Origin of the sequence: Longimicrobium sp. (assembly GCF_036388275.1) — a bacterium.
Taxonomy (GTDB): domain Bacteria; phylum Gemmatimonadota; class Gemmatimonadetes; order Longimicrobiales; family Longimicrobiaceae; genus Longimicrobium.
In genome coordinates this window covers 44,041-63,584 of record NZ_DASVSF010000113.1, presented here as the reverse complement: position 1 = coordinate 63,584, position 19,544 = coordinate 44,041, and the positions used below count along the sequence as shown (strand labels likewise).

The following is a 19,544-nucleotide window of genomic DNA, read 5'->3' as shown; positions in this document are numbered from 1 at the left end:
GCTTGCCCGGGTGTGGGTCGAAGCCCGGTGCGCGCCCGGAAGGTGGTGCAGTTCTCCCCCTCTCCCGCTTGCGGGAGAGGGGGCCGGGGGGAGAGGGCAGCCGGGGCCCGCACGGCCCTCTCCGAAGCGCTCCGACCTGCCTTTTGGGAGCGACCGCGGTCACCGCGGGCGAATGAATAATGAATTCGCTGCAACGACCACACGAAGTCCGCCTGCGCGGGCTGGCAGGTCGCGGTGCATCTCATGGCCGTCGTGCGCGCCCGTGCTCCGGGTTCACCCGCTCACGGTGCACGGCATGCGGCTTCCCTCTCCCGCCCGCACTCACACGTACGAAGCCCCGGAGCGCATCCGCGCCCCGGGGCTTCGATCACAGTCCGCTGACGCGGCCAGGTTAGTAGATGTACACCTGCGTGCCGACCGGCACGTTCTTGTACATCCACAGGATGTCGGCCTTGCGCATGCGGATGCAGCCGTGGCTGGCGTTGGTGCCGATGGACGACTCGTCGTCGGTGCCGTGGAAGTAGTAGCCGTCGTACATCTCCAGCTTGGCTACCCCCAGCACCCCCTTGTGCGCCCGCTGCGGGCTGCCCCAGGGCGGAATGATGACGCTGCCGCCGCGCACCGGCACCCGCCCGGCCGGGTACCCGGCCAGCGCGCCCGGCGAGGCGTTGCTCATGTCGATGATGCCGCGCCCCGTCTTCCGGGCGTACTCGATGTAGTGCCAGTTGGGCGGAACCCAGATGGGGTCCAGCTCCTTGTGGGTGATGGCCATGCGGCCGCGGGGCGTGACGAACCGCTTGGTGACTCCGCCCATCACCAGTGTCTTGCCCGACCCCACCGCCACGGGGGCCTTGTACAGCGTGTCCTGCCCCTTCAGGTACAGCACCCGCTTTTCGGCCAGGCTCACCACCAGGTAAGGCCGGTCCTTCGGGGCGATCTCTTCCTCGCGCTTGGCCAGCGCCCGCTCGCGCTCGGCGGCCTGGCGCACCAGCTCGGCCTCCTTCTGCCGCACGTACTCCAGCGAGCGCGTGTCCTTCAGGTACGTCATCTCGGTCACGCGGCGCGTCAGGCGCTCGTTGACCGCCCATGCCGACGTGGCCGCGAACAGCCCGGCGGCCACCAGCACGGCCAGCACCAGCGTCAGCGACGCGCCGCGATAGTTGTGGTAGATGCGGCGCAGCCGGCCCTTGGGCGTGTAGTCGCGCCGCTCGGGGATGCTGTCGGGCCTGCGGGGCCTGAATTCCTTTTCCATCGTGCTGCCTCCCGGCCCGCCGGTTTACGCGGGCCCGTCACCGTGGTTTCCGGCTCAGTAGATGTAAACCGGCGTGTCCTGGCCCACCGCGTCGAAGATGGCGGCAAGGTCCCGCGCCTGGGCCATGAAGGCGCCCGGCTTCACCAGGTCCTTCAGCGGCCCGGCGGACGGCTGGCTGTAGATCTCGGTGCCGTCGTCCAGCCGCAGCACGTACCGCCCCAGTCCCCCCGGCACCCGCCGCTCGCCTTCGGCCGGCACGGGCTGGCCGCGGCTCACGTACACCCACTCGGGGACCACGTACGCGGGCGAGGTCTGCTTCTGCGCCACCTTCCGCTCGCCCACGGGGCGCACCAGCCGCCACGTACGGCCATCCGGCGCCTTGATGATGGAATCGGCGCCGATGGTGAGCTTCGCGCGGCGCAGCGTGGCCACGCCCTGCCGCAGCTCCAGCACGGAATCGTCGAGGACGATGGCCAGGTGCCGCTTCTTGGTTTCCAGCGAGCGGATGCGCATGTCGCGGCGCAGCACCGCCACCGCCAGCTGCGTGCGCTTCTGCTGCGCCGCCAGCAGCGAGTCGCGCGTGGCGCGCTGGGCCACCGTCAGCCGCTGGTTGAAGTACTCGGTTTCCGAGCGGTAGCGGGGCACGCGCGACGCCACCACCCCCGCGGCGCCCAGCAGCAGCACCGCCAGCACCAGCGTTCCCCAGAAGAAGCCGGGGTGGTCACGCCTCAACCCCCTGCGTCCAGCACGTGGATCGTTCATCTGCCTCGCCGTCCGGTGGTTGCCATGCACCCTCCGCCGCGCGCTTGAGCAAAGAATGTTCCCGAGTCCCCTTTGTGCCGATCCCACAACGAGTTACACGCGGGGCGGCGGGAAGGTCCGGTTCTCTGGATCGGCCGGTGGCGCAAGCGGGCGCCCCTGCCCATCTTTCGGACCCGCGCCGATCGAACCCCGTACGAACACGAGAGATGAACCGCACCTTCTGGATCCTGGGATGCACCTTCGCGCTGCTGGCGGTGGGCGCGGGGGCGTTCGGCGCGCATGCGCTGCGGGCGCGGCTGACGCCGGACCTGCTGGCCGTGTGGGAAACGGCCGCGCGCTACCAGATGTACCACGCCTTGGCGCTGCTGGTGGTCGCTTTCGCGGCGGGGCGCGCGGGGGGCGGCGGGTGGGCGCTCGCGGGATGGCTGTTCACCGCGGGGATCGTGGTGTTCTCCGGGAGCCTGTACGTGCTGGCGCTTTCCGGCGTGCGCTGGCTGGGCGCCATCACTCCGCTGGGCGGGCTGTGCTTCCTGGCGGGATGGGTGGCGCTGCTGCTGGCGGGGATGCGCGCGTCGCCCTCCTGAGCGGCGGCGGACGGATACGGAGTCGATGGCGATGGAGCTGAAGGTCCTCCAAGATGAGGTGGCCGGCTGCCGCGCGTGCGGGCGGCTGGTGGAGTGGCGCGAGCGGGTGGGCGTGGAAAAGCGCCGCGCCTACCGCGACGACGAGTACTGGGCGCGCCCCGTCCCCGGCTTCGGCGATCCGGCGGCGCGGCTGCTGATCCTGGGGCTGGCGCCCGCCGCGCACGGGGCTAACCGCACCGGCCGCATGTTCACCGGCGACCGCAGCGGCGACTTCCTCTACGCCGCGCTGCACCGCGCCGGATTCGCCAGCCAACCCACCTCCGTGCACCGCGCAGACGGGCTGCAGCTGCGCGACGCCTGGGTGACCGCCGCCGTGCGCTGCGCGCCGCCCGACAACAAGCCGCTGCCGCCGGAGCGCGACGCCTGCGCCCCGTTCATCCGCCGCGAGCTGGCGCTGCTCCCCGGCGTGCGCGCCATCCTGTGCCTGGGCGGGTTCGCCTACGAGGCGGCCGTGCGGTTGATCCGCGACACCGGCGGCGTCCTTCCGCATCCCCTGCCGAAGTTTGGCCACGGGGTGGTCGTCCCCGTCCAGGGCGGGCCGGCGCTCGTCTGTTCGTACCATCCCAGCCAGCAGAACACCTTTACGGGCCGCTTGACCCCTGCCATGCTGGACGACGTGCTCGCCATCGCGCGCGGCGTGATCGGCGGCTGAAGGGCGTCAGCGCTGGCGGGTGATGCGCAGCAGGTGATCGTCGGTGCCCGCCGGGTCGCCGCGGCCGTCGCGGTTGCTGGTGGTGAGGTACAGGTGCCCGTCCGGGCCCATTACCACGGCGCGGATGCGGCCGACCGTCCCCCGAAGGAGCGGCTCCGCGGCCACGGCCCGCCATCCCGTCCGGGTTCCGGGCGCCGGCTGCAGCACGATCCTCAGCAGCTGCTTTCCCCTGAGCGCCGCGACGAAGGCGTTGCCCCGCCACGGGAACTCGGCGCCCGTGTAGAACGCCATCGCGCCCGGGGCGATGGCCGGCGTCCACTCCACCAGCGGGCGCACGAACCCGCCCCCGCCCTGGTCGCCCGCGGCGTCCGGCCATCCGTAGTTGCCGCGGGGGACGATGACGTTCAACTCGTCGCGGCCGCGGCGGAACCACTCGCGGGGAAGGCCGCTGGGGCCATGGTCGGGGGCGAACAGGCTTCCTGTCTCAGGGTGCCACGCCAGCCCCTGCGGGTTGCGCACGCCGAGGGCATACAGGTACGAGCCCGCGACGGGGTTGTCGGCCGGGACGCCGCCGTCGGGACGCATGCGCAGCACCTTGCCGGCGAGCGAGGCGGTGTCCTGCGACAGCCCCGGCCGGGTAGCGTCGCCCGTGGTCAGGTACAGCATGCCGTCGGGCCCGAACCGCAGCGCCGCGCCGGCGTGGTAGCGCGTGGCGGGAATGCCGTCCAGGATCACCCGCGGCTCCACCCCGCGCCCGCCGCGCTCCGTCAGACGCACCACGCGCACCTCGGCGCGCTCATCGCCCGTGGCGAACGCGCCCGCCACGAAGACGTGCCCCGTTTGCGCGAAGTCGGGCGACAGGGCGATGCCCATCAGCCCCATCTCGCTGCGGCGCTCCACCGCCAGCGTAGCCCACGCCTCCGGCCGAAGCGCGCCGTCCTGGATGATGCGGATGCGCCCGGCCCGCTCGGTGACGAAGATCCGGCCGCCGGAAGCAAAGGCCAGGTCCCACGGCACCTGCAGCCCGCTCGCGACGGTGTCCAGGGCGACGCCCGGGGTGGGCGGGGCGGCGGAAAGGCGCGTAGGCGAGCCGCCGCAGCCCGTCGATCCGACGGCCAGCAGCAGCGCCGGGATGAGGATACGGATGTGGTTCATCCCTCGGATTGGGTGCAGCTTTCACACCGCGCGTCCTCGGCGGCGGTCGGGCCATGGCGCGGCGCACGGGTTCTCGATAGCATCCATCCACCCGGCCCTTTCCCACGAAACGACGACATCATGCAGTCCACCCTTTCGGCGCCCGAAGCCCCGACCGCCGCCCCGGCGCTCAAGTACGCCGACGTGCGGAACTACGTCGGGGGCCAGTTCGTGCCGGGCGACGGGCCGCTGCTGGACGTGCTGAACCCGGGCGACGGCGGCGTCATCGCCCGTGTCCCGCTGTCGTCCAGCGCCGCCGTGGACAAGGCCGTCGCCGCCGCGCGGAAGGCGTTCCGGGGCTGGGCGGAGACGCCCATCAAGGAGCGGGTGCAGGTGTTCTACCGCTACCGGGCGCTGCTGGAGCGCGACCTGGACGAGCTGAGCCGGCTGATCGTGGAGGAGCACGGCAAGGTGTACTCCGAGGCCCAGGCCGAGGTGCTGAAGGCCATCGAGCTCACCGAGTTCGCCTGCTCGCTTCCGCAGATCACGGCCGGCGAGGTGATGGAGGTCAGCAAGGGCGTGGAGTGCCGCGTGGACCGCTATCCCCTGGGCGTGGTGGCCTCCATCGTCCCGTTCAACTTTCCCAGCATGGTGCCCCACTGGACCATTCCCAACGCACTCGCGCTGGGCAACTGCATGGTCCTCAAGCCCTCGGAACTGGTGCCGCTTTCCGCCGGCCGCATCGCCGCGCTGCTCGCGGAGGCCGGGCTGCCGGCGGGGGTGTTCAACATCGTCAACGGCGCGCAGGAGGTGGTGGAGGCGCTGTGCGACCATCCCGACATCCAGGCGGTGAGTTTCGTGGGGTCCACTCGCGTCGCGCAGGCGGTCTACCGCCGCGGGACCGGGAACCTGAAGCGCGTCCTAGCCCTGGGCGGGGCCAAGAACCACATCCTGCTGATGCCCGATGCGGACGCGGAGATGGCGTCCAGCAACATCGCCGCCTCCATGGCCGGGTGCACGGGGCAGCGCTGCATGGCGGCGTCCGTCCTGGTCGCCGTCGCGGATACGGACGCGCTCATTCAGCGCATCGTGGCGCAGGCCCGCGCGGCGGTGCCGGGAGAGGCCCTGGGGCCGGTGATCTCGGCCGAGGCGAAGGCGCGCATCGAGCGGTACATCACCGAGGCTGAGCAGGGGGGCGCAAAGGTGCTGCTGGATGGGCGGAACGCCGCCGTCCCGGGGTGCGAGGGCGGCTTCTATGTCGGCCCGACGGTGATCGACCACGTGAGGCCCGACATGGCCATCGCCCGCGAAGAGGTGTTCGGGCCCGTGCTGGCCATCGTGCGCGCGGCGGACGTGGACGGGGCGCTGGAGATCGAGAACCGTTCGCCCTACGGCAACGCGGCCTCCGTCTTCACCGAGAGCGGCGGGCTGGCCCGCTACGTCGCGGAGCGCGCCAGCGCGGGGATGGTGGGCGTGAACGTGGGCGTGCCGGTGCCCCGCGAGCCGTTCGGGTTCGGGGGATGGAACGACTCGCGCTTTGGCGTGGGCGACCTTACCGGCCGCAGCTCCATCGAGTTCTGGACGCGCTCCAAGAAGACCACGACCAAGTGGAACCGCGAGGCCGGCGTCAACTGGATGTCGTAGCTTCTGCACCGCGGATCCCGCCGCGCCGGCGGGAACCCGATTCTCCTTATCGATGCTTGCCCGATGACCGATCTCCTGGCCGCACCCGTCGAGATGCCCGCGTTCGAGCACGTGCCCCAGCCGTACCGGGGCCCCTCGCGCGAAGAAGTGCTGGCGATGCGGAAGCAGTACGTGAACCCCGCGGTGTTCACGCTGTACCGCGACCCGCTGATGATCGTCGAAGGAAAGATGCAGTACCTGTTCGACGAAACGGGCCGTCGGTACCTGGACATGTTCGCCGGCATCGTCACCGTCGCCTGCGGGCACTGCCACCCACGCGTCGTGGAGGCCGTTCGCCAGCAGGTGGAGACGCTGCAGCACGCCACCACCATCTACCTTCATCCAAACCTGCCGCAGCTGGCGCGCAAGCTGGCGTCCAAGCTGCCCGAGGGGCTCGACGTCACCTACTTCGTCAACAGCGGCAGCGAGGCCGTCGACCTGGCCATCACCATGGCCCGGCTGTTCACCGGCAACAATGACGTGATCGCGGTGCGCAACGCCTACCACGGCGGCTCGCCCACGTCCATGGGGCTCACCTCGCACCACACCTGGAAGTTTCCCACCCAGGTGAACGCAGGCATCCACCACACGATGTGCCCGGACCCGTACCGCAGCTCGCTGGACGGCACGCCGGACGAGATCGCCCGCCGCAGCGCGGACGACATCCGCGAGACCATCCGATACGCCACGCCGGGGCGCATCGCCGCCTTCATCTCCGAGCCCATCCAGGGCGTGGGGGGCGCCACCCGCGGCTCCGCCGGCTACCTGGCCGAAGCGTACCGCATCACCCGCGAGCACGGCGGCCTGTGCATCGCCGACGAGGTGCAGACCGGCTTCGGGCGGACGGGGGAAAACTACTGGGGTTTCCAGAACTCCGGCGTGGTTCCCGACATCGTGACGATGGCCAAGGGGCTCGGCAACGGCGTGCCGATGGCTGCCGTCACCACTCGCCGCGAGATCGCGGAGAAGCTGGCGCAGCGCATCCACTTCAACACCTTCGGCGGCAACGCGGTGGCCATGGCGGCGGGGCTGGCGGTGCTGGACGTGATCGACGACGAGGGGCTGCAGGAGAACGCCCGGGTGATCGGCGGGCGGCTGATGGCGGGGCTGCGCGCGCTGCAGGAGCGGCACCCGCTGATCGGCGACGTGCGCGGGATGGGGCTGATGCTGGGGGTGGAGCTGGTAAAGGACCGCGCCGCGCGCACCCCGGCCAAGGAGGAGACGGCGGAGGTGCTGGAGGCCTGCCGCGAGATGGGCGTGCTGGTGGGCAAGGGTGGGCTGGATGGCAACGTGCTGCGCATCAAGCCGCCCATGTGCATCACGGCGGCGGACGCAGACTTTGCGCTGGACGTGCTGGACCGGGCGTTCTCGCGCGTGGAGGGCTGAGCCCATGCCCCGCCTTGCTCTCGCGCTCGCCGCGCTGGCGCTGCTCGCCGTGTCGGCCGACGCGCAGTCCCGGCCCCGGGCGCGCGACCTCGGCGTTCCGTTCGATGGCACGCCCGGCCCCCTGAACGGCATCACGGACGTGGCGGGCGTTCAGGTGGGGCACACCACGCTGATTTCCGGGAGCGGCCCGCTCGTCGTGGGCCAGGGGCCGGTGCGGACCGGGGTGACGGCCGTGCTTCCGCGCGGGCGCGAATCCAACGATCCCGTCTTCGCCGCCTGGTTCTCGTTGAACGGCAATGGCGAGATGACGGGCACGACGTGGATCGACGAGTCCGGGTTCCTGGAGGGCCCCGTGCTCATCACGAACACCCACAGCGTGGGCGTGGCGCGCGATGCCGTCATCCAGTGGATGGTCAGGAAGTACCCGGGCTTCCAGTGGGCGCTGCCCGTGGTCGCCGAGACCTGGGACGGCCGCCTGAATGACATCAACGGCTTTCACGTTCGCCCCGAGCACGTCTTTTCCGCGCTGGACGGCGCCGCCGGCGGTCCCGTGGCGGAGGGCGGCGTCGGTGGCGGAACGGGGATGATCTGCCACGGCTTCAAGGGCGGGATCGGCACGTCGTCGCGCACGGTGGCCGCGGCGGCGGGCGGGTACACGGTGGGGGTGCTGGTGCAGTGCAACTACGGCGGGCAGCGGGCGCTGCGCATCGCCGGGGTGCCGGTGGGGCAGGAGCTGACGGAGCCGGGCGTGTGCCTGGCGACGGACCGCCCGCCGGTGCAGGAGTGGATGCGCACCACGCCGCGCTGCGGGCAGCGCGTGTCGGCCCTGGTCGAGCCGCGGCAGGAGGAGAGCGGGTCCATCATCATCGTGGTCGCCACGGACGCGCCGCTCCTTCCGCACCAGCTGGAGCGGCTGGTGAAGCGGACCGCGCTGGGGCTGGGGCGGCACGGCAGCATCGCCAGCCACTACTCGGGCGACATCTTCGTTGCTTTTTCTATCGCCAACCCCGGCGCGGCGGTCGCCACGGGCACGCCCGCGCTGACCATGCTCCCCAACGACCGCCTGGACCCGCTCTTTACCGCCACCGTTCAGGCGACGGAGGAGGCGATCACCAACGCCCTCGTCGCCGCGGAGACGATGACGGGCATCGACGACCTGCGCGCGCACGCCCTGCCCCACGACCGCCTGCGCGAAATCCTGGCCCGCTACAATCGTCTGGCGCCGCCCGCGCGACAGTAACGCTCGCGGTTACGCCGGGTCCGGCTGGGCTGGGGCGGGGCGCGCGAGTAGGCGCAGTAACAAGCCCGCTGAGAAGATCGCCAGAGCCAGGGAAACTTGAACGTCGATGCGTCGGAAGAGCGTTGCGTCCGCGGGCCAGATACCAGGCCAGAACGCGACGCTCACCATTCCGACGAGTCCAGCGCCCCTCAGCAGCTGCATTCGCCTTCCGACCGGGCGCCGGGCCAACAGCACGGCCGCGGTGAAAAGGGCCCAGGCGAGGGGGACGGCCACGTACCCGCGTGGCAGCGATGACAGCATCTCGCCGTCATTCGTCAGCAGGAGGAACCCCGCCAGCGCGCCGAGCCGTTCGGAGAAGTCTCCCGGATCGCGGTTCCGGGCGAAGGGCAGGAAAAACAGCGCAAACGCCGCAAGCGTGGCGATCGAGATCCATCCGTCCAGGCTCCTCCAGCCCTTCGCCAGGGCGGTCAAGGCTCCCAGCAGGCCTATACAGACAAACAGCCACGAAGCGGCGCGAACGTGGGGCGGAACCTCGGGAGGGGCTGATTTCATGAAACCTAATCGACCGAAGGCGGAGACGCTCGAACGCTCGGATCTGTGGGGTGAAACTATTCACGGTCGATACCGGGCGACAGTGCGGAATGGCGGATACCGGACGAAGGCTGTCCGCGTGCCGTCAGTAGCCCTGGAGTGCGGAGATGATGCGCCGTTTCAGCGCCGCATGTCCCGTGATGACGGTCGTGTGGGGCGGCTGGCGGGGATCGATGGGCCGGCCCTCGAACGCATCGCCGGGGTAGCGCGGGAAGAAATGCGTGTGCAGGTGCGGGATGGTGTTGCCGTGGATCTCGTAGTTCATCTTCACGGCACCCGTCGCTTCCTTCACTGCGCGTGAAACCCGCTGGATGTCGCGCATGTAGGCGCAGCCCTCGTCTGGCTCCAGTTCGTGCAGTTCCACGGCGTGGCGTCGCAGGAACAGCGCGCACGAGCCGGGAAGCGGGCCCGGGTCATCACCCATCGTCAGCCACGATACTTCCAACTCGGCGATGATGTGCGTCGGGCCGCCGCCGGTGCAGATGGGGCACCCCTCGGACGTCACCAGCCGCGCCCATTCTTCCGGATCGCCCCACCTGCTCATCCGGCCTCCCTCCTGTTTTTCCGCGCGTAATCGTCAGCCCGCCATCCGGCACAGCGGCTCGCTCGTTTCCCTCATCGCTCCAACCGGAAGCCCGGATCCACCGCTGGCCGCTGAGGGGCGTTGGCGACCGCCCACCCGGTGGCGTACATCCAGCGCGTCATCCGCTCCAGCTTGGTGATGTCGATGCGCTCGGGCTCGTCCTCGGGCGTGTGGTAGTCCGGGTGCAGCAGCGTGGTGAAGAAGATCGCCGGGATGCCCGCGCGGGCGTAGGGCAGGTGATCGCTGCGGAAGTACCAGCCCTCCGGATGCGACGGCGCGTCCCAGGTGGAGTCGATCGCGAAGCCGGGGTTGGCCGCCATCGCCATCTCCACCAGCGCGGTGCTGTTGCGGTGCGGCGGAATCATCCCCAGCAGCGCGGCGGAATCCGGGTGGTTGCGGCCGATCATGTCGCCGTTCAGCACGGCCACGAGCGACGCCTTCGGAACAGTGGGGGTGCGCGCGTACCAGTTGCTGCCCAGCAGCCCGCGCTCTTCCGCGCCGTGCCACACGAACAGCGCGCTCCGCCGCCCCGGCTGCCGCACGAACGCACGGTCGATGGCGAGAAGCGCGACGCTGACCGTGGCGTTGTCGTCGGCGCCGTTCCAGATGCTGTCGCCGTTCACCGGGTGGTGCACGCCGTCGTGGTCCTGGTGGCCGCTGAACACCACGTGCTCGCCGCGGACGGCCGGGTCACTTCCCGGCACGCGCGCGACCACGTTCACGGATGGGTAGACGAAGCTTTCTGTCCGCAGGTCCGCCGTAAGCCGCAGCCCCTCGGTGCCGGCGGGGATCACGCCCGGCCGCACGAGGAAGACGGGGATGGGCGACACGCCGGCCCGCGGGTTCACCCCGGCCGTGTCCAGCAGGTAGCGGCCCTGGCGCTGAAACTTGACCATGTTGTCGAAGGCCATCAGCCCCACCGAATCGGCCACGAGCACGATCGCCGCCGGCGTGGCCGCCGACAGCGCGTTCCGCTGCGCCGCCACGGCTGACGCCGTGTAGCGATACTCCCGCAGGCTGACGTCGGCCGGTGGCGGATTCGGCGGCTGCCGCAGCGCGGCCACCACCACGCGCCCCGCCGCTCCGCCCGCGGGGATCAGCGTACCATCGGCCACCATCATCGGCGCATCGACGCGGGCATCCACCGGCCCCATCACGATGACGTCCCGCCACAGCCGCAACGGCCGGCCGCCGACGTTTACCGTGCTCTCCCCCGACAGGCGGAAGCGGCGCAGGGGAAAGAACTGGAAGTACGTCCCGTCGTCCCCCGCCGGCTCCATCCCGATCCGCCGCGCCTGCTCGGCCAGCCACACCGACGCGCGAAGCTCGTCCTCGGTCGCCCCGAGCCGCCCGCGCATGGAGTCGCTGGAGAGGAAGAAGAGGTCGCGCCGCAGGTCGTCCGCGGTGATCGCCGCCGCGCCCGATCCGCCACCGCCGGGCGCAGAGGCGGCGGTCGCGCAGGCGCCCAGCGCCAGCGCCGAGCCGAGGACAAGAAGGTTGATGGGTTTCATCGCGCGCTTCGGGTGGTGAGCCGACAGGGATGCTTCGGCAAGCTACGCGGTCGGGCACGGGCCAGCAACGCGGTTCCATCGTGCGCGGAATGCGAGTCTGTAACTCGTTGCAAGCACGCATCTTTCCATCGAAAGGGGTCCGCGTGGCCGAGCGGTTGCCGACGGCGGACCCGACAAAATGCCATCGAGTGGGGCCGCACGCTGGTCCTCAGCTGCTCGTCGTAAAGCCGGTCGACGAAAGCCACGGCACGAGGAAGGGGCCGGACCCGGCGAACCGGGGCCGGCCCCTTGGCCGTGCGTCAGGATAAGGCGCGGCGCTACTCGACCACGATTCGCGCGGCGACCACCTGTACCGGAAGCGACCGCATCTCCACACCCGTGGTCCAGACGGACACGATCTCTCCCAGCGCGAGGCGCTCCGCGCGGAGCACGAGGCTCTTCCGCTCCACGCGGGTGCGATCGTTCACGCGCACCCAGGCAGACTCCACGCGTGCGGCGGGGTCGGCCGCCTTCACCAGCATGGCTCCCGAAGGGCCATCGGTCTGTGTTACGGTGCCCCGGATGTACGCGTCCGTCTCCGGCGCGGTCGACTGGCCGCAGCCCGCCGCGAGCACCACGGCCATAAGCATCAGAACCAAGCGTCTTACCATCTGCACCTCGCGTTTGAAGCGGATCCGTCTGATCGATGTACGCGGATAAACGCCCGAAGTCGCCCGTTCCTGACACACACGGAGCGCGTGGACGACGGCCGATCAGCCTGATGTGTGCCACAAACCCTTGCCCGGCAACTGCTTGGAAGCGGGTGCCGTCCTCCTGAGGGTACGGTCGGCGTGCGCTGAGGAGGACCACCCCCGGGACCCAGTGAGGCTTTTTCTATGTGTTTGCCCCGGCGCGAGATACAGATGGCGCGCGGCACTGCTCTTGCCCCGATGAGCCCTCAATCGGAACGAACGAGCGTGCAACCCATCTACGCGGAGCCTTCGCATGTCCATGCTCCATCTTGGCCGCCGGGTGGCGGTCTGTGTACTGGCCCTGTCCACCACTGCCTGCGCGGGTGCAGGCGGCGGGTTGGGCACCCTGGGCGAAATTCTCGCCGGGGCGGCGGGCGCCGGCGGCCAGCAGCAGGGCGGCCAGCAGGGGCAGGGCGGGGTCGTCACCGTCGAGGTGCAGGGCGTCGACCAGCAGCGGCAGGTGATCAACGTTTCCACGCAGCAGGGCCAGCAGGGCTCCATCCGCTACGACCAGCGGACGCAGGTGGTGTATCAGCAGCAGCAGTACCCCGTCACGGCGCTGGAGCGCGGCGACGTCGTCGACATGGAGATTCAGCAGGTTTCGCAGAACGAGTACTACGTGGGCCGCATCCAGGTACGGCAGAGCGTGCAGGAGCGCAACGGCCAGCCGGCGCCCGGCACCAGCGGCCAGGGCGGTATGGGCGGCACCACGACCGGGCAGGCGCAGGTGTTCTCGGGACAGGTGGCGCAGGTGGACCATCAGCGGAACTCGCTGGTGATCCAGATCCGCCAGGGGGTGAACGCCACGGCCTACGTGCCGTCCAATTCGCCCCGTGCCACCATGGACGAGTTCCACCGGCTGCGCGTGGGCGACTTCGTCCGCTTCGAGGGACGGGCCGTCAACAACCAGCAGATCGAAGTCCTCCGCTTCTTCTGAAGCAGGGGAGGGACGACGACAGCCCCGCGCCGGACCTTCCGGCGCGGGGCTTGTCCGTTCTGCCCGCACCGCGTACTTCGTACGTCCGTCTCGTCCCCATTCCGCAGACCGAGGAAGCACCGTGGCCCGACCGTACGTTCTTGCCGAGACCACCTGGAAGACGGTAGCCGACACGCGCTACGACGTGGCCGTGCTTCCCTGGGGCGCCACGGAGGCGCACAACTACCACCTTCCCTACGCCACGGACACCCTGCAGTGCGACGCCGTCGCCGCGGAATCCGCGCGGCTGGCGTGGGACCGCGGCGCGCGGGTGATCGTGCTCCCGACGGTTCCGTTCGGCGTGCAGACGGGGCAGCTGGACATCCCGCTCTGCCTGAACGTCAATCCCACCACGCAGCTCGCCATCCTCCGTGATATCGCCCACTCGCTGGCGGGGCAGGGAATCGGCAAGCTGGTGATTTTGAACGGCCACGGCGGCAACGACTTCCGCGCCATCATCCGCGAGCTTCAGCCGCAGGTGCGCGTCTTCCTCTGCGCCATCAACTGGTGGAACTGCGTGGACCCGCGCCCGTTCTTCGCGGAGCCCGGCGACCACGCGGGCGAGCTGGAGACGAGCGTGATGATGCACATCGCTCCCGACCTGGTGCTGCCGCTGGACGAGGCGGGGCCGGGGACGGAGAAGAAGTCGAAGATCGCGGGCCTGCGCGAGGGCTGGGCCTGGGCCCCGCGCCGCTGGACAGCCATCTCCGCCGACACCGGCGTGGGCGATCCATCCGCGGCCACGCCCGAGAAGGGCGATACGTTCCTCCACGCCGTGGCCGAGCGCATCAGCGGGTTCCTGGTGGATCTCGCCGCGGCGGACGTGGACGACCTGTATGGCGATCCGAACCCCGCGTAACTGCTCCAGTCACTCCTCCCCGGAGTGCGGGCGGCCCTGGCGGGGCGGCAGCAGCGCGGCGATGCGGTCGCCCAGGCGCTGCAACGCCCACCAGTCGTCGTGGCTGTGAAGATCGTCCGCGAGCACGGTCGACCGGATCAGGTTCACGTCCTTCCAGTTGAACCCGAACGGCTGCTGGTGAAGCGCGAGCGCCGCCAGCGCGCGCCGTTCGTCCCCCGCGAACCTCCCCTCCGCCTCGACGGCGTCGCCATCGATGTGGACGGCGCCTCCCTCGTCCTGGAGGCGAAGGGCCGCCCATTGCTCGGGCGTGAGCGCCGCATCCGTCGATTCAGGCATGGGTTCCAGCATTACAGGGTGATGGGAATCGCCCGCGTGTGGCAGGATGTGAACGAAGCGAACGAAATATCTTGACACTCCGAGCGTGAGCGCGCATCATTGGATAGCGCTCCACCACGGCGCAGAGACGTAGCCACAAGGTCGTGCAATGCGTACGAAGAACACACGCTGGTATTCATCTCTGAGCGGCGCCGCAAGCGTGCTTGACTTCAGCGGCAATCCCCGCTGGTTTCACCAGCTTGCTCCGCCGCCGCGTCCCGGCGGAGACGCAGAAGCCATCGCGGGCGATTTCCGTGCGATCGGGGGCGATCTGGAGCGAGCGCTGCTCGCCTACGCGAAGCGGCTGCCAGCGGAACGCCGGGGTGAACTCGCCAGGCGCTTAGCTGCGGACGAGTCCGAGTAGCGTTTACCCGCGGTTGAGGCCGAGCAGAGAGTCCACCGTTTCACGGGCTTTCGCGCTGAAGCGCTGGAACTCCAGGTCCGTGAGCAATCCCATCCGGCGAATGGCCGTGAGCTTCAGGATAGCCATGGAGCGGCGCATGTCGTTGAAGGCGGTGTCGATGTCATCGTCGCGCCGCTGGATCAGCTTGAACGTCTTCAGGTAGCGCTGGTGCGGCGTCAGGCTGGCGTCGTCCATCACGGCGCGGCACTCGTCCAGGATCTGTGCGCAGAGCCGGTCCAGCAGCGTGGGGTGCAATGCGCGAAGCGTTTTCCAGTCTGGTTCGTCGATCTGCAAGCCCATGCGTTCCTCGTTGGGTCAGGCGGGTGATCACTTCGTACATTCGACGCAAACGACGCGTCTCCCGCAAGGCCCTGCAAGGAAAAGTGGCCCCGCGACGAAGCTCGTCGCGGGGCCGCTCGGTTCCGTACGGACGCGCTCGGCTACTTGTACAGCGGCCCGCCGGCCAGTTCCTCGATCGCTGCCATGAAGGCGCGGAACTCGGGCGTCCACTCGCCCTCGTGCTCGGCGCCGCGGCTGTCCGGGTACGCGTTGCTGCCGTACGACTCCACGGTTCGGCCGTCCGCCGAAAGGCGCAGAGACCAGCCCGCCCCGTCGGCGATGTTCTCGGCCACGTAGCTCCTGCGCCAAAAGTTCACGCCGATTTCGTCGACGGTGGTCCAGAAGTTCGCCCAGGCCTGCGCCGACGGAACGGTTTTGACGCTGTCGTTCTGCGCCGGGCTGGTCGGCGCCCAGTGCCCGCGCCGCAGCACGACCGTGTCGCCGCGGAGCACCACGTCGGCGGAAGGGGCCTCGTATCCGCCCATCGAGAACTCCAGCTCGTCAGGCACCCCCGCGCGCGGAAGGGGCCCCGCGAGGTCGGTGCACGCAGCGAGGGTGAGCGCGGCACAAAGCACGGCGAGGCCGGCGCGCGGCGACGGGAAGATCGAGAAGATGCGGATCATGTCGTGGCGTGGGGATGGTGGATCGAGTGGCCCTGGCGCCCGGCAGGGCGGGTCGCTCATCGATAACGTGGCTCGAAAGCAGATTGTGACAGCGCGCGGACGGCCGCGGCCCCGCGACGAAGCTCGTCGCGGGGCCGCGTTCAAGCATCGCCGAGCGAATCAGCCGCTGGCGCCCACCTGGGCGGTGGCGCCGGTCTGGGAGATGTCGCCCCGCTGCGAGCTGGTGCCGGCCGACGTGGAGCCGCCCACCGGTGCCTCGCCCTCATCCGGCCAGGCGCCGATGGCGCCCTCTTCCAGCCACGCGTACTGGCCCTTCAGCACGTCCTGGGCAAGGCGGTAGGTGCTGTCGTCCGCGTTCTGGTTGATCGCACTGAACAGCGCCTTGATGCGCAGGCGGGAGCGCTTACAGAACACGTCGGCCAGGCGCTGCGCGTCGCGGCCGTGCGGCTCCTTGGCCAGCGACTGCGCGCGAACGCAGGCGCACGACATGGCGTACAGCTCGGCGCCGATGTCGACGAAGCGCCCCAGCAGCTTGCCCTTGCGCTCCAGCTTCGCCTGGTACTTGCCCATGGCGTAGAACATCTCGCGCGCCAGCTTGCGCGAGGTGCGCTCGATGTAGCGAACGTGCTTGGCGAGGGGACCGAACTCGCCGTACGCGCCGGGAATCTGCCCGCCGCCCACGAAGCGCTTGGGAAGCCATCCCGCGTACCACAGCCCAGCCTTGGCCATGGCGGCGAACTTCTGCCCCGCGCCGATGCCGGGCTTGATCATGTCGCCCGCCACCGCGAGGTGCGTGTCTACCGCCTCGCGGGCGATGAACAGGTGCATGATCTCGCTGGTGCCCTCGAAGATGCGGTTGATGCGGAAGTCGCGCATCATCCGCTCCACCGCGATGGGCTTCTCCCCGCGCGCCCGCAGCGAGTCGGCCGTCTCGTAGCCGCGGCCGCCGCGAATCTGCATCAGGTCGTCGATCAGCTTCCAGCCCACCTCGGTGGTCCACAGCTTGGCGATGGCCGCCTCGAGCCGGATGTCGTTCTGCGCCTGGTCGGCCAGGGCCGAGGACAGCTCGGCCATGGCCTCGATGCCGAAGGCGTCGGCCGCCATGCCGCCCAGCATCTGCGCCACCTCGTCGTGCTTGCCGACGGCCTGGCCCCACTGCACGCGCTCCGCCGCCCACTTGCGCGCCACCTCGACCGCGGCCTTGGCGCCGTACGCCGCCGACATGGGAAGCGTCAGGCGCCCCGTGTTCAGCGTGATCAGCGCCAGCTTGAGGCCCTTGCCCTCGCCCCACAGGATGTCTTCGCGGGGAACGCGCACGTTCTCGAAGGTGATCACCGCGTTCTGCAGCGCCTTGAGCCCCATGAACCGGCAGCGCTGGGTGATGGTGACCCCCGGCGCGCTGGTGTCGACGATGAAGGCGGTGATCTGCGGGATGGGCTTGCCGTTCTTGATCTTGTCGGGCGTGCGGGCCATCACCACCAGCAGCTCGGCCAGGGTGCCGTTGGTGCACCACAGCTTTTCACCGTTGAGGATGAAGGCGCTGCCGTCCTCGGTGGGCGTCGCCGTCGTGGCGAGCGCGGCCGGGTCGCTCCCCACCCCGTCCTCCGTCAGCGCGAACGCCGAGATGGCGCCCTTGGCGATGCGCGGCAGGTACTTCTTCTTCTGCTCGGGGGTGCCGAACAGCTTCAGCGGCTGGGGCACGCCGATGGACTGGTGCGCCGACAGCAGGGCGGTGAGGTTGCCGTCCTTGCTGGTGACCATGCCGATGGTGCGGCCGTAGCCCACCTGGCTCAGCCCGATGCCGCCGTACTCCTCGGGGATCTTGAGGCCGAAGGCGCCCACCGCGCGCAGCTCGTCCACCAGCTCCGGCGGAATCTCGCCCGTGCGGTCGATGGCGTCGCTGTCGGCCCGTTCGATGATGGGGCGAAGCCGCGCGATGTACTCGTCGGTCTTCCGCTTGTCTTCGGGAGCCTGGCGCGGGTACGGGTGGATCAGGTCCAGGCGGAAGTTGCCCAGGAACAGCTCGCGGACGAAGCTGGGCGCGGTCCACTCGGATTCGCGGGCCGCCTCGGCGACGTCGCGGGATTCCTGCTCGGTCGGGCCGTTCGTGGCACTCATCGCTCGTGGTCTGTCGAGGGGTGTGCGTCAGGGCTGCCGGGCACGTCCGGCCTGGCCTGAAGCTGAACATACGGGTGAGCCGCACTCACGCAACAAATCGTCTCCCACCACGGAAATTCGGAGCCGGGCACAAAGACGCGAAGGCGCGGAGAGGCATCCCCTCTCCGCGCCTCCGCTCGCTCCATCCGTCCAGGCGCAAGCTCAGCGGCGCGCCACGCTCAGCGACCGCACCAGGTCGGCCGCAAGCTCCGGGTCCCCCAATTCCTCCGTGGCCGCGGGGACCGCCGGGTCCACACCGCGCTTGCGCCGGGCGGCGTCGAGCACCGCCTCGCTCTCGATGATCACCTGCCCCAGGCCGCGGCGCTGGGCCAGGTCGCGGGCGGTCTCGGCGGCGCGCTCGGCGCGGGGCCAGTCGCGCAGCGACGAGGCGCCGTTGGCCAGCTCCAGCAGCGCCTGGGGGGCCAGCGGCGTGCGCTCCCACTCCGGCTCGGCCGCCCACACCGACTGCCACGCCTCGTCGAAGCCGGCCCGGTTGCCCGAGCCCCCCGCCGCGCGGCCGGCGTTGGCGGCCACGAGCACCCGCTCGCGCGCGTCGTGAATGTGCGGCAGCACCGCGCGGAACACCTCGAGCGCCGGGGCGAAGCGGCCCTGGCCCATCCAGAAGTACGCCACGTCGTGCGCAAGGGCGGGCAGCCTGGGGTGCCGGGATCCGTAAGCCCGGAACGCAAGGCGCGCCAGCTCCTCCGCATCGCCCGGAGGGCTGGTCTGCATGGCGATGCAGAACAGGTCGTGAAGCGCCCGCGCCTGGATCTCGCGCATGGCGTGGCGCCGCGCGGCGCGAAGCGCGCGGATGTGGAAGCGCCGGGCGGCGGGGTAGTTGCCCCGCTGCTTGTACAGGTTGCCCAGCCCCAGGAAGGCCTCGGCGTAGCTGGCCCAGTCCTTGGCCTGCCGCCCCAGCCCCACGGCCCGGCGGAACCAGGTTTCGGCACGCGCGTTTTCGCCGTTGGCGCGGGCGATCATCCCCACCCGGTGGGCGGCCGCCGCGTTGGTGGGCGAGGCCAGCGCGGCGGCCGTGGCCAGCGTGACCGCGGCGGAAAGCAGCGCCTTGCCCTCGGCCCAGTCGGTCGCCGTGCGGCACGCCGCCGTCACGTCGGCCTCCGGCACCCCCCCCGGGTCCTTGAGGATGGCGGCGACGGCCCGCAGCGCCTGGTCCAGCGGCTCGTCGGCCCCCGCCTCGGCCAGGGCGCGGAGGCGGGTCTCGAACGCCTCGGCGGCAAAGAGCCCGTCGCGTTCCTCGGGCGCCACCGACGACCACAGCACCACGTCACGGTAGGTTTCCCACAACAGCAGCCCCAAGGGTTCCGGCATCTCGTCGAGCACCTGTACGCCTTCCAGGCTTTCTCCGCCGTGCACCAGCGCGGGGGGCACGTGCCACCGCCAGCGGCGGCGCGGCTTGCGGGGGCGGTTTGCCGGGGCTGCTTCCATGGTGCGTCTCGGAGTCAGAGAGGGGCGGACGTAGGCACGCGCGCGCCTGACGGGCCGTGGCGCCCGTCGGGAAACGCTGGTGCCCGGCGCCTTGTGAGCGCCGGTGCGGACCTGTGATTTGTCGATGTAACCCTATTATGCGTTGCCGGACGCCAGGATGCCAGAGTTTCGAATCGGACGACTTGTGCGGAATCGCG

19 protein-coding genes are annotated in these 19,544 nt (G+C 70.4%); 7 read left to right on the top strand and 12 right to left on the bottom strand.

Features of this window, described 5'->3' with window-relative positions; genetic code table 11:
• Nucleotides 1-391: 391 nt before the first annotated feature.
• Complete coding sequence (locus tag VF632_RS26645) at nt 392-1,252, bottom strand: L,D-transpeptidase (protein WP_331025999.1); 861 nt, start codon at nt 1,250-1,252, stop codon at nt 392-394.
• 54 nt (nt 1,253-1,306) lie between these two features.
• Nucleotides 1,307-2,014: a hypothetical protein gene (locus VF632_RS26640; protein WP_331025998.1), complete on the bottom strand. Its 708-nt coding sequence runs from the start codon at nt 2,012-2,014 to the stop codon at nt 1,307-1,309.
• 206 nt (nt 2,015-2,220) lie between these two features.
• On the opposite strand from VF632_RS26640, the gene VF632_RS26635 reads away from it, so the two are divergent.
• On the top strand, nt 2,221-2,598 hold the full coding sequence (locus tag VF632_RS26635) for a DUF423 domain-containing protein (protein WP_331025997.1): 378 nt from the start codon (nt 2,221-2,223) through the stop codon (nt 2,596-2,598).
• Nucleotides 2,599-2,623: 25 nt separating this feature from the next.
• On the top strand, nt 2,624-3,310 hold the full coding sequence (locus tag VF632_RS26630; RefSeq protein ID WP_331025996.1) for a uracil-DNA glycosylase: 687 nt from the start codon (nt 2,624-2,626) through the stop codon (nt 3,308-3,310).
• A 6-nt stretch (nt 3,311-3,316) separates the two neighbouring features.
• Here the strand turns inward: VF632_RS26630 and VF632_RS26625 are convergent, their stop codons facing one another.
• Nucleotides 3,317-4,465 carry a PQQ-dependent sugar dehydrogenase gene (locus VF632_RS26625; RefSeq protein ID WP_331025995.1) on the bottom strand — a complete coding sequence of 383 codons (1,149 nt, stop codon included), beginning with the start codon at nt 4,463-4,465 and terminating at the stop codon, nt 3,317-3,319.
• Nucleotides 4,466-4,585: 120 nt separating this feature from the next.
• Here VF632_RS26625 and VF632_RS26620 point away from each other — a divergent pair, with 120 nt between their 5' ends.
• From VF632_RS26620 to VF632_RS26610, 3 genes are all read left to right on the top strand, one after another.
• Nucleotides 4,586-6,088, top strand: a complete 1,503-nt coding sequence (locus VF632_RS26620; protein WP_331025994.1) for a CoA-acylating methylmalonate-semialdehyde dehydrogenase — start codon at nt 4,586-4,588, stop codon at nt 6,086-6,088.
• A gap of 63 nt (nt 6,089-6,151) precedes the next feature.
• The gene (locus tag VF632_RS26615; protein ID WP_331025993.1) at nt 6,152-7,513 is read left to right on the top strand and encodes an aspartate aminotransferase family protein; all 1,362 of its coding nucleotides are present in this window, start codon (nt 6,152-6,154) and stop codon (nt 7,511-7,513) included.
• Nucleotides 7,514-7,517: 4 nt separating this feature from the next.
• On the top strand, nt 7,518-8,753 hold the full coding sequence (locus VF632_RS26610) for a P1 family peptidase (protein WP_331025992.1): 1,236 nt from the start codon (nt 7,518-7,520) through the stop codon (nt 8,751-8,753).
• Nucleotides 8,754-8,762: 9 nt separating this feature from the next.
• On the opposite strand, the gene VF632_RS26605 is transcribed toward VF632_RS26610, so the two are convergent.
• The 4 genes from VF632_RS26605 to VF632_RS26590 all read right to left on the bottom strand — a co-directional run bounded on the left by VF632_RS26605 (nt 8,763) and on the right by VF632_RS26590 (nt 12,076).
• Nucleotides 8,763-9,224 (bottom strand): hypothetical protein, encoded by a 462-nt coding sequence (locus VF632_RS26605; protein WP_331025991.1) that lies wholly within the window; start codon nt 9,222-9,224, stop codon nt 8,763-8,765.
• 205 nt (nt 9,225-9,429) lie between these two features.
• Nucleotides 9,430-9,888 (bottom strand): HIT family protein, encoded by a 459-nt coding sequence (locus VF632_RS26600; protein WP_331025990.1) that lies wholly within the window; start codon nt 9,886-9,888, stop codon nt 9,430-9,432.
• A 71-nt stretch (nt 9,889-9,959) separates the two neighbouring features.
• The gene (locus VF632_RS26595) at nt 9,960-11,438 is read right to left on the bottom strand and encodes a M28 family metallopeptidase (RefSeq protein ID WP_331025989.1); all 1,479 of its coding nucleotides are present in this window, start codon (nt 11,436-11,438) and stop codon (nt 9,960-9,962) included.
• Between the two features lie 317 nt (nt 11,439-11,755).
• A complete protein-coding gene (locus VF632_RS26590; RefSeq protein WP_331025988.1) occupies nt 11,756-12,076 on the bottom strand; it encodes a hypothetical protein in 321 nt (106 codons plus the stop codon).
• 346 nt (nt 12,077-12,422) lie between these two features.
• Between VF632_RS26590 and VF632_RS26585 the strand changes: the two genes are divergently transcribed.
• Nucleotides 12,423-13,106: a hypothetical protein gene (locus VF632_RS26585; protein WP_331025987.1), complete on the top strand. Its 684-nt coding sequence runs from the start codon at nt 12,423-12,425 to the stop codon at nt 13,104-13,106.
• A 121-nt stretch (nt 13,107-13,227) separates the two neighbouring features.
• On the top strand, nt 13,228-14,004 hold the full coding sequence (locus VF632_RS26580; protein WP_331025986.1) for a creatininase family protein: 777 nt from the start codon (nt 13,228-13,230) through the stop codon (nt 14,002-14,004).
• Nucleotides 14,005-14,013: 9 nt separating this feature from the next.
• Here VF632_RS26580 and VF632_RS26575 read toward each other — a convergent pair whose 3' ends face one another.
• From VF632_RS26575 to VF632_RS26555, 5 genes are all read right to left on the bottom strand, one after another.
• A complete protein-coding gene (locus VF632_RS26575; protein WP_331025985.1) occupies nt 14,014-14,340 on the bottom strand; it encodes a hypothetical protein in 327 nt (108 codons plus the stop codon).
• A 406-nt stretch (nt 14,341-14,746) separates the two neighbouring features.
• The gene (locus VF632_RS26570) at nt 14,747-15,082 is read right to left on the bottom strand and encodes a hypothetical protein (RefSeq protein ID WP_331025984.1); all 336 of its coding nucleotides are present in this window, start codon (nt 15,080-15,082) and stop codon (nt 14,747-14,749) included.
• Between the two features lie 140 nt (nt 15,083-15,222).
• Complete coding sequence (locus tag VF632_RS26565) at nt 15,223-15,744, bottom strand: hypothetical protein (protein ID WP_331025983.1); 522 nt, start codon at nt 15,742-15,744, stop codon at nt 15,223-15,225.
• 159 nt (nt 15,745-15,903) lie between these two features.
• On the bottom strand, nt 15,904-17,862 hold the full coding sequence (locus VF632_RS26560; RefSeq protein ID WP_331025982.1) for an acyl-CoA dehydrogenase family protein: 1,959 nt from the start codon (nt 17,860-17,862) through the stop codon (nt 15,904-15,906).
• Nucleotides 17,863-18,063: 201 nt separating this feature from the next.
• Nucleotides 18,064-19,347: a tetratricopeptide repeat protein gene (locus VF632_RS26555; protein WP_331025981.1), complete on the bottom strand. Its 1,284-nt coding sequence runs from the start codon at nt 19,345-19,347 to the stop codon at nt 18,064-18,066.
• Nucleotides 19,348-19,544 lie beyond the last annotated feature (197 nt).

Excerpts from the sequence above, each read along its gene's own strand:
- VF632_RS26645 (WP_331025999.1), bottom strand. The coding sequence starts at position 1,252 with ATGGAAAAGGAATTCAGGCCCCGCAGGCCCGACAGCATCCCCGAGCGG.
- VF632_RS26620 (WP_331025994.1), top strand. The coding sequence starts at position 4,586 with ATGCAGTCCACCCTTTCGGCGCCCGAAGCCCCGACCGCCGCCCCGGCG.
- VF632_RS26570 (WP_331025984.1), bottom strand. The coding sequence starts at position 15,082 with ATGGGCTTGCAGATCGACGAACCAGACTGGAAAACGCTTCGCGCATTG.
- VF632_RS26615 (WP_331025993.1), top strand. The coding sequence starts at position 6,152 with ATGACCGATCTCCTGGCCGCACCCGTCGAGATGCCCGCGTTCGAGCAC.
- VF632_RS26565 (WP_331025983.1), bottom strand. The coding sequence starts at position 15,744 with ATGATCCGCATCTTCTCGATCTTCCCGTCGCCGCGCGCCGGCCTCGCC.
- VF632_RS26640 (WP_331025998.1), bottom strand. The coding sequence starts at position 2,014 with ATGAACGATCCACGTGCTGGACGCAGGGGGTTGAGGCGTGACCACCCC.
- VF632_RS26585 (WP_331025987.1), top strand. The coding sequence starts at position 12,423 with ATGTCCATGCTCCATCTTGGCCGCCGGGTGGCGGTCTGTGTACTGGCC.
- VF632_RS26575 (WP_331025985.1), bottom strand. The coding sequence starts at position 14,340 with ATGCCTGAATCGACGGATGCGGCGCTCACGCCCGAGCAATGGGCGGCC.
- VF632_RS26610 (WP_331025992.1), top strand. The coding sequence starts at position 7,518 with ATGCCCCGCCTTGCTCTCGCGCTCGCCGCGCTGGCGCTGCTCGCCGTG.
- VF632_RS26560 (WP_331025982.1), bottom strand. The coding sequence starts at position 17,862 with ATGAGTGCCACGAACGGCCCGACCGAGCAGGAATCCCGCGACGTCGCC.
- VF632_RS26625 (WP_331025995.1), bottom strand. The coding sequence starts at position 4,465 with ATGAACCACATCCGTATCCTCATCCCGGCGCTGCTGCTGGCCGTCGGA.
- VF632_RS26555 (WP_331025981.1), bottom strand. The coding sequence starts at position 19,347 with ATGGAAGCAGCCCCGGCAAACCGCCCCCGCAAGCCGCGCCGCCGCTGG.
- VF632_RS26595 (WP_331025989.1), bottom strand. The coding sequence starts at position 11,438 with ATGAAACCCATCAACCTTCTTGTCCTCGGCTCGGCGCTGGCGCTGGGC.
- VF632_RS26630 (WP_331025996.1), top strand. The coding sequence starts at position 2,624 with ATGGCGATGGAGCTGAAGGTCCTCCAAGATGAGGTGGCCGGCTGCCGC.
- VF632_RS26600 (WP_331025990.1), bottom strand. The coding sequence starts at position 9,888 with ATGAGCAGGTGGGGCGATCCGGAAGAATGGGCGCGGCTGGTGACGTCC.
- VF632_RS26635 (WP_331025997.1), top strand. The coding sequence starts at position 2,221 with ATGAACCGCACCTTCTGGATCCTGGGATGCACCTTCGCGCTGCTGGCG.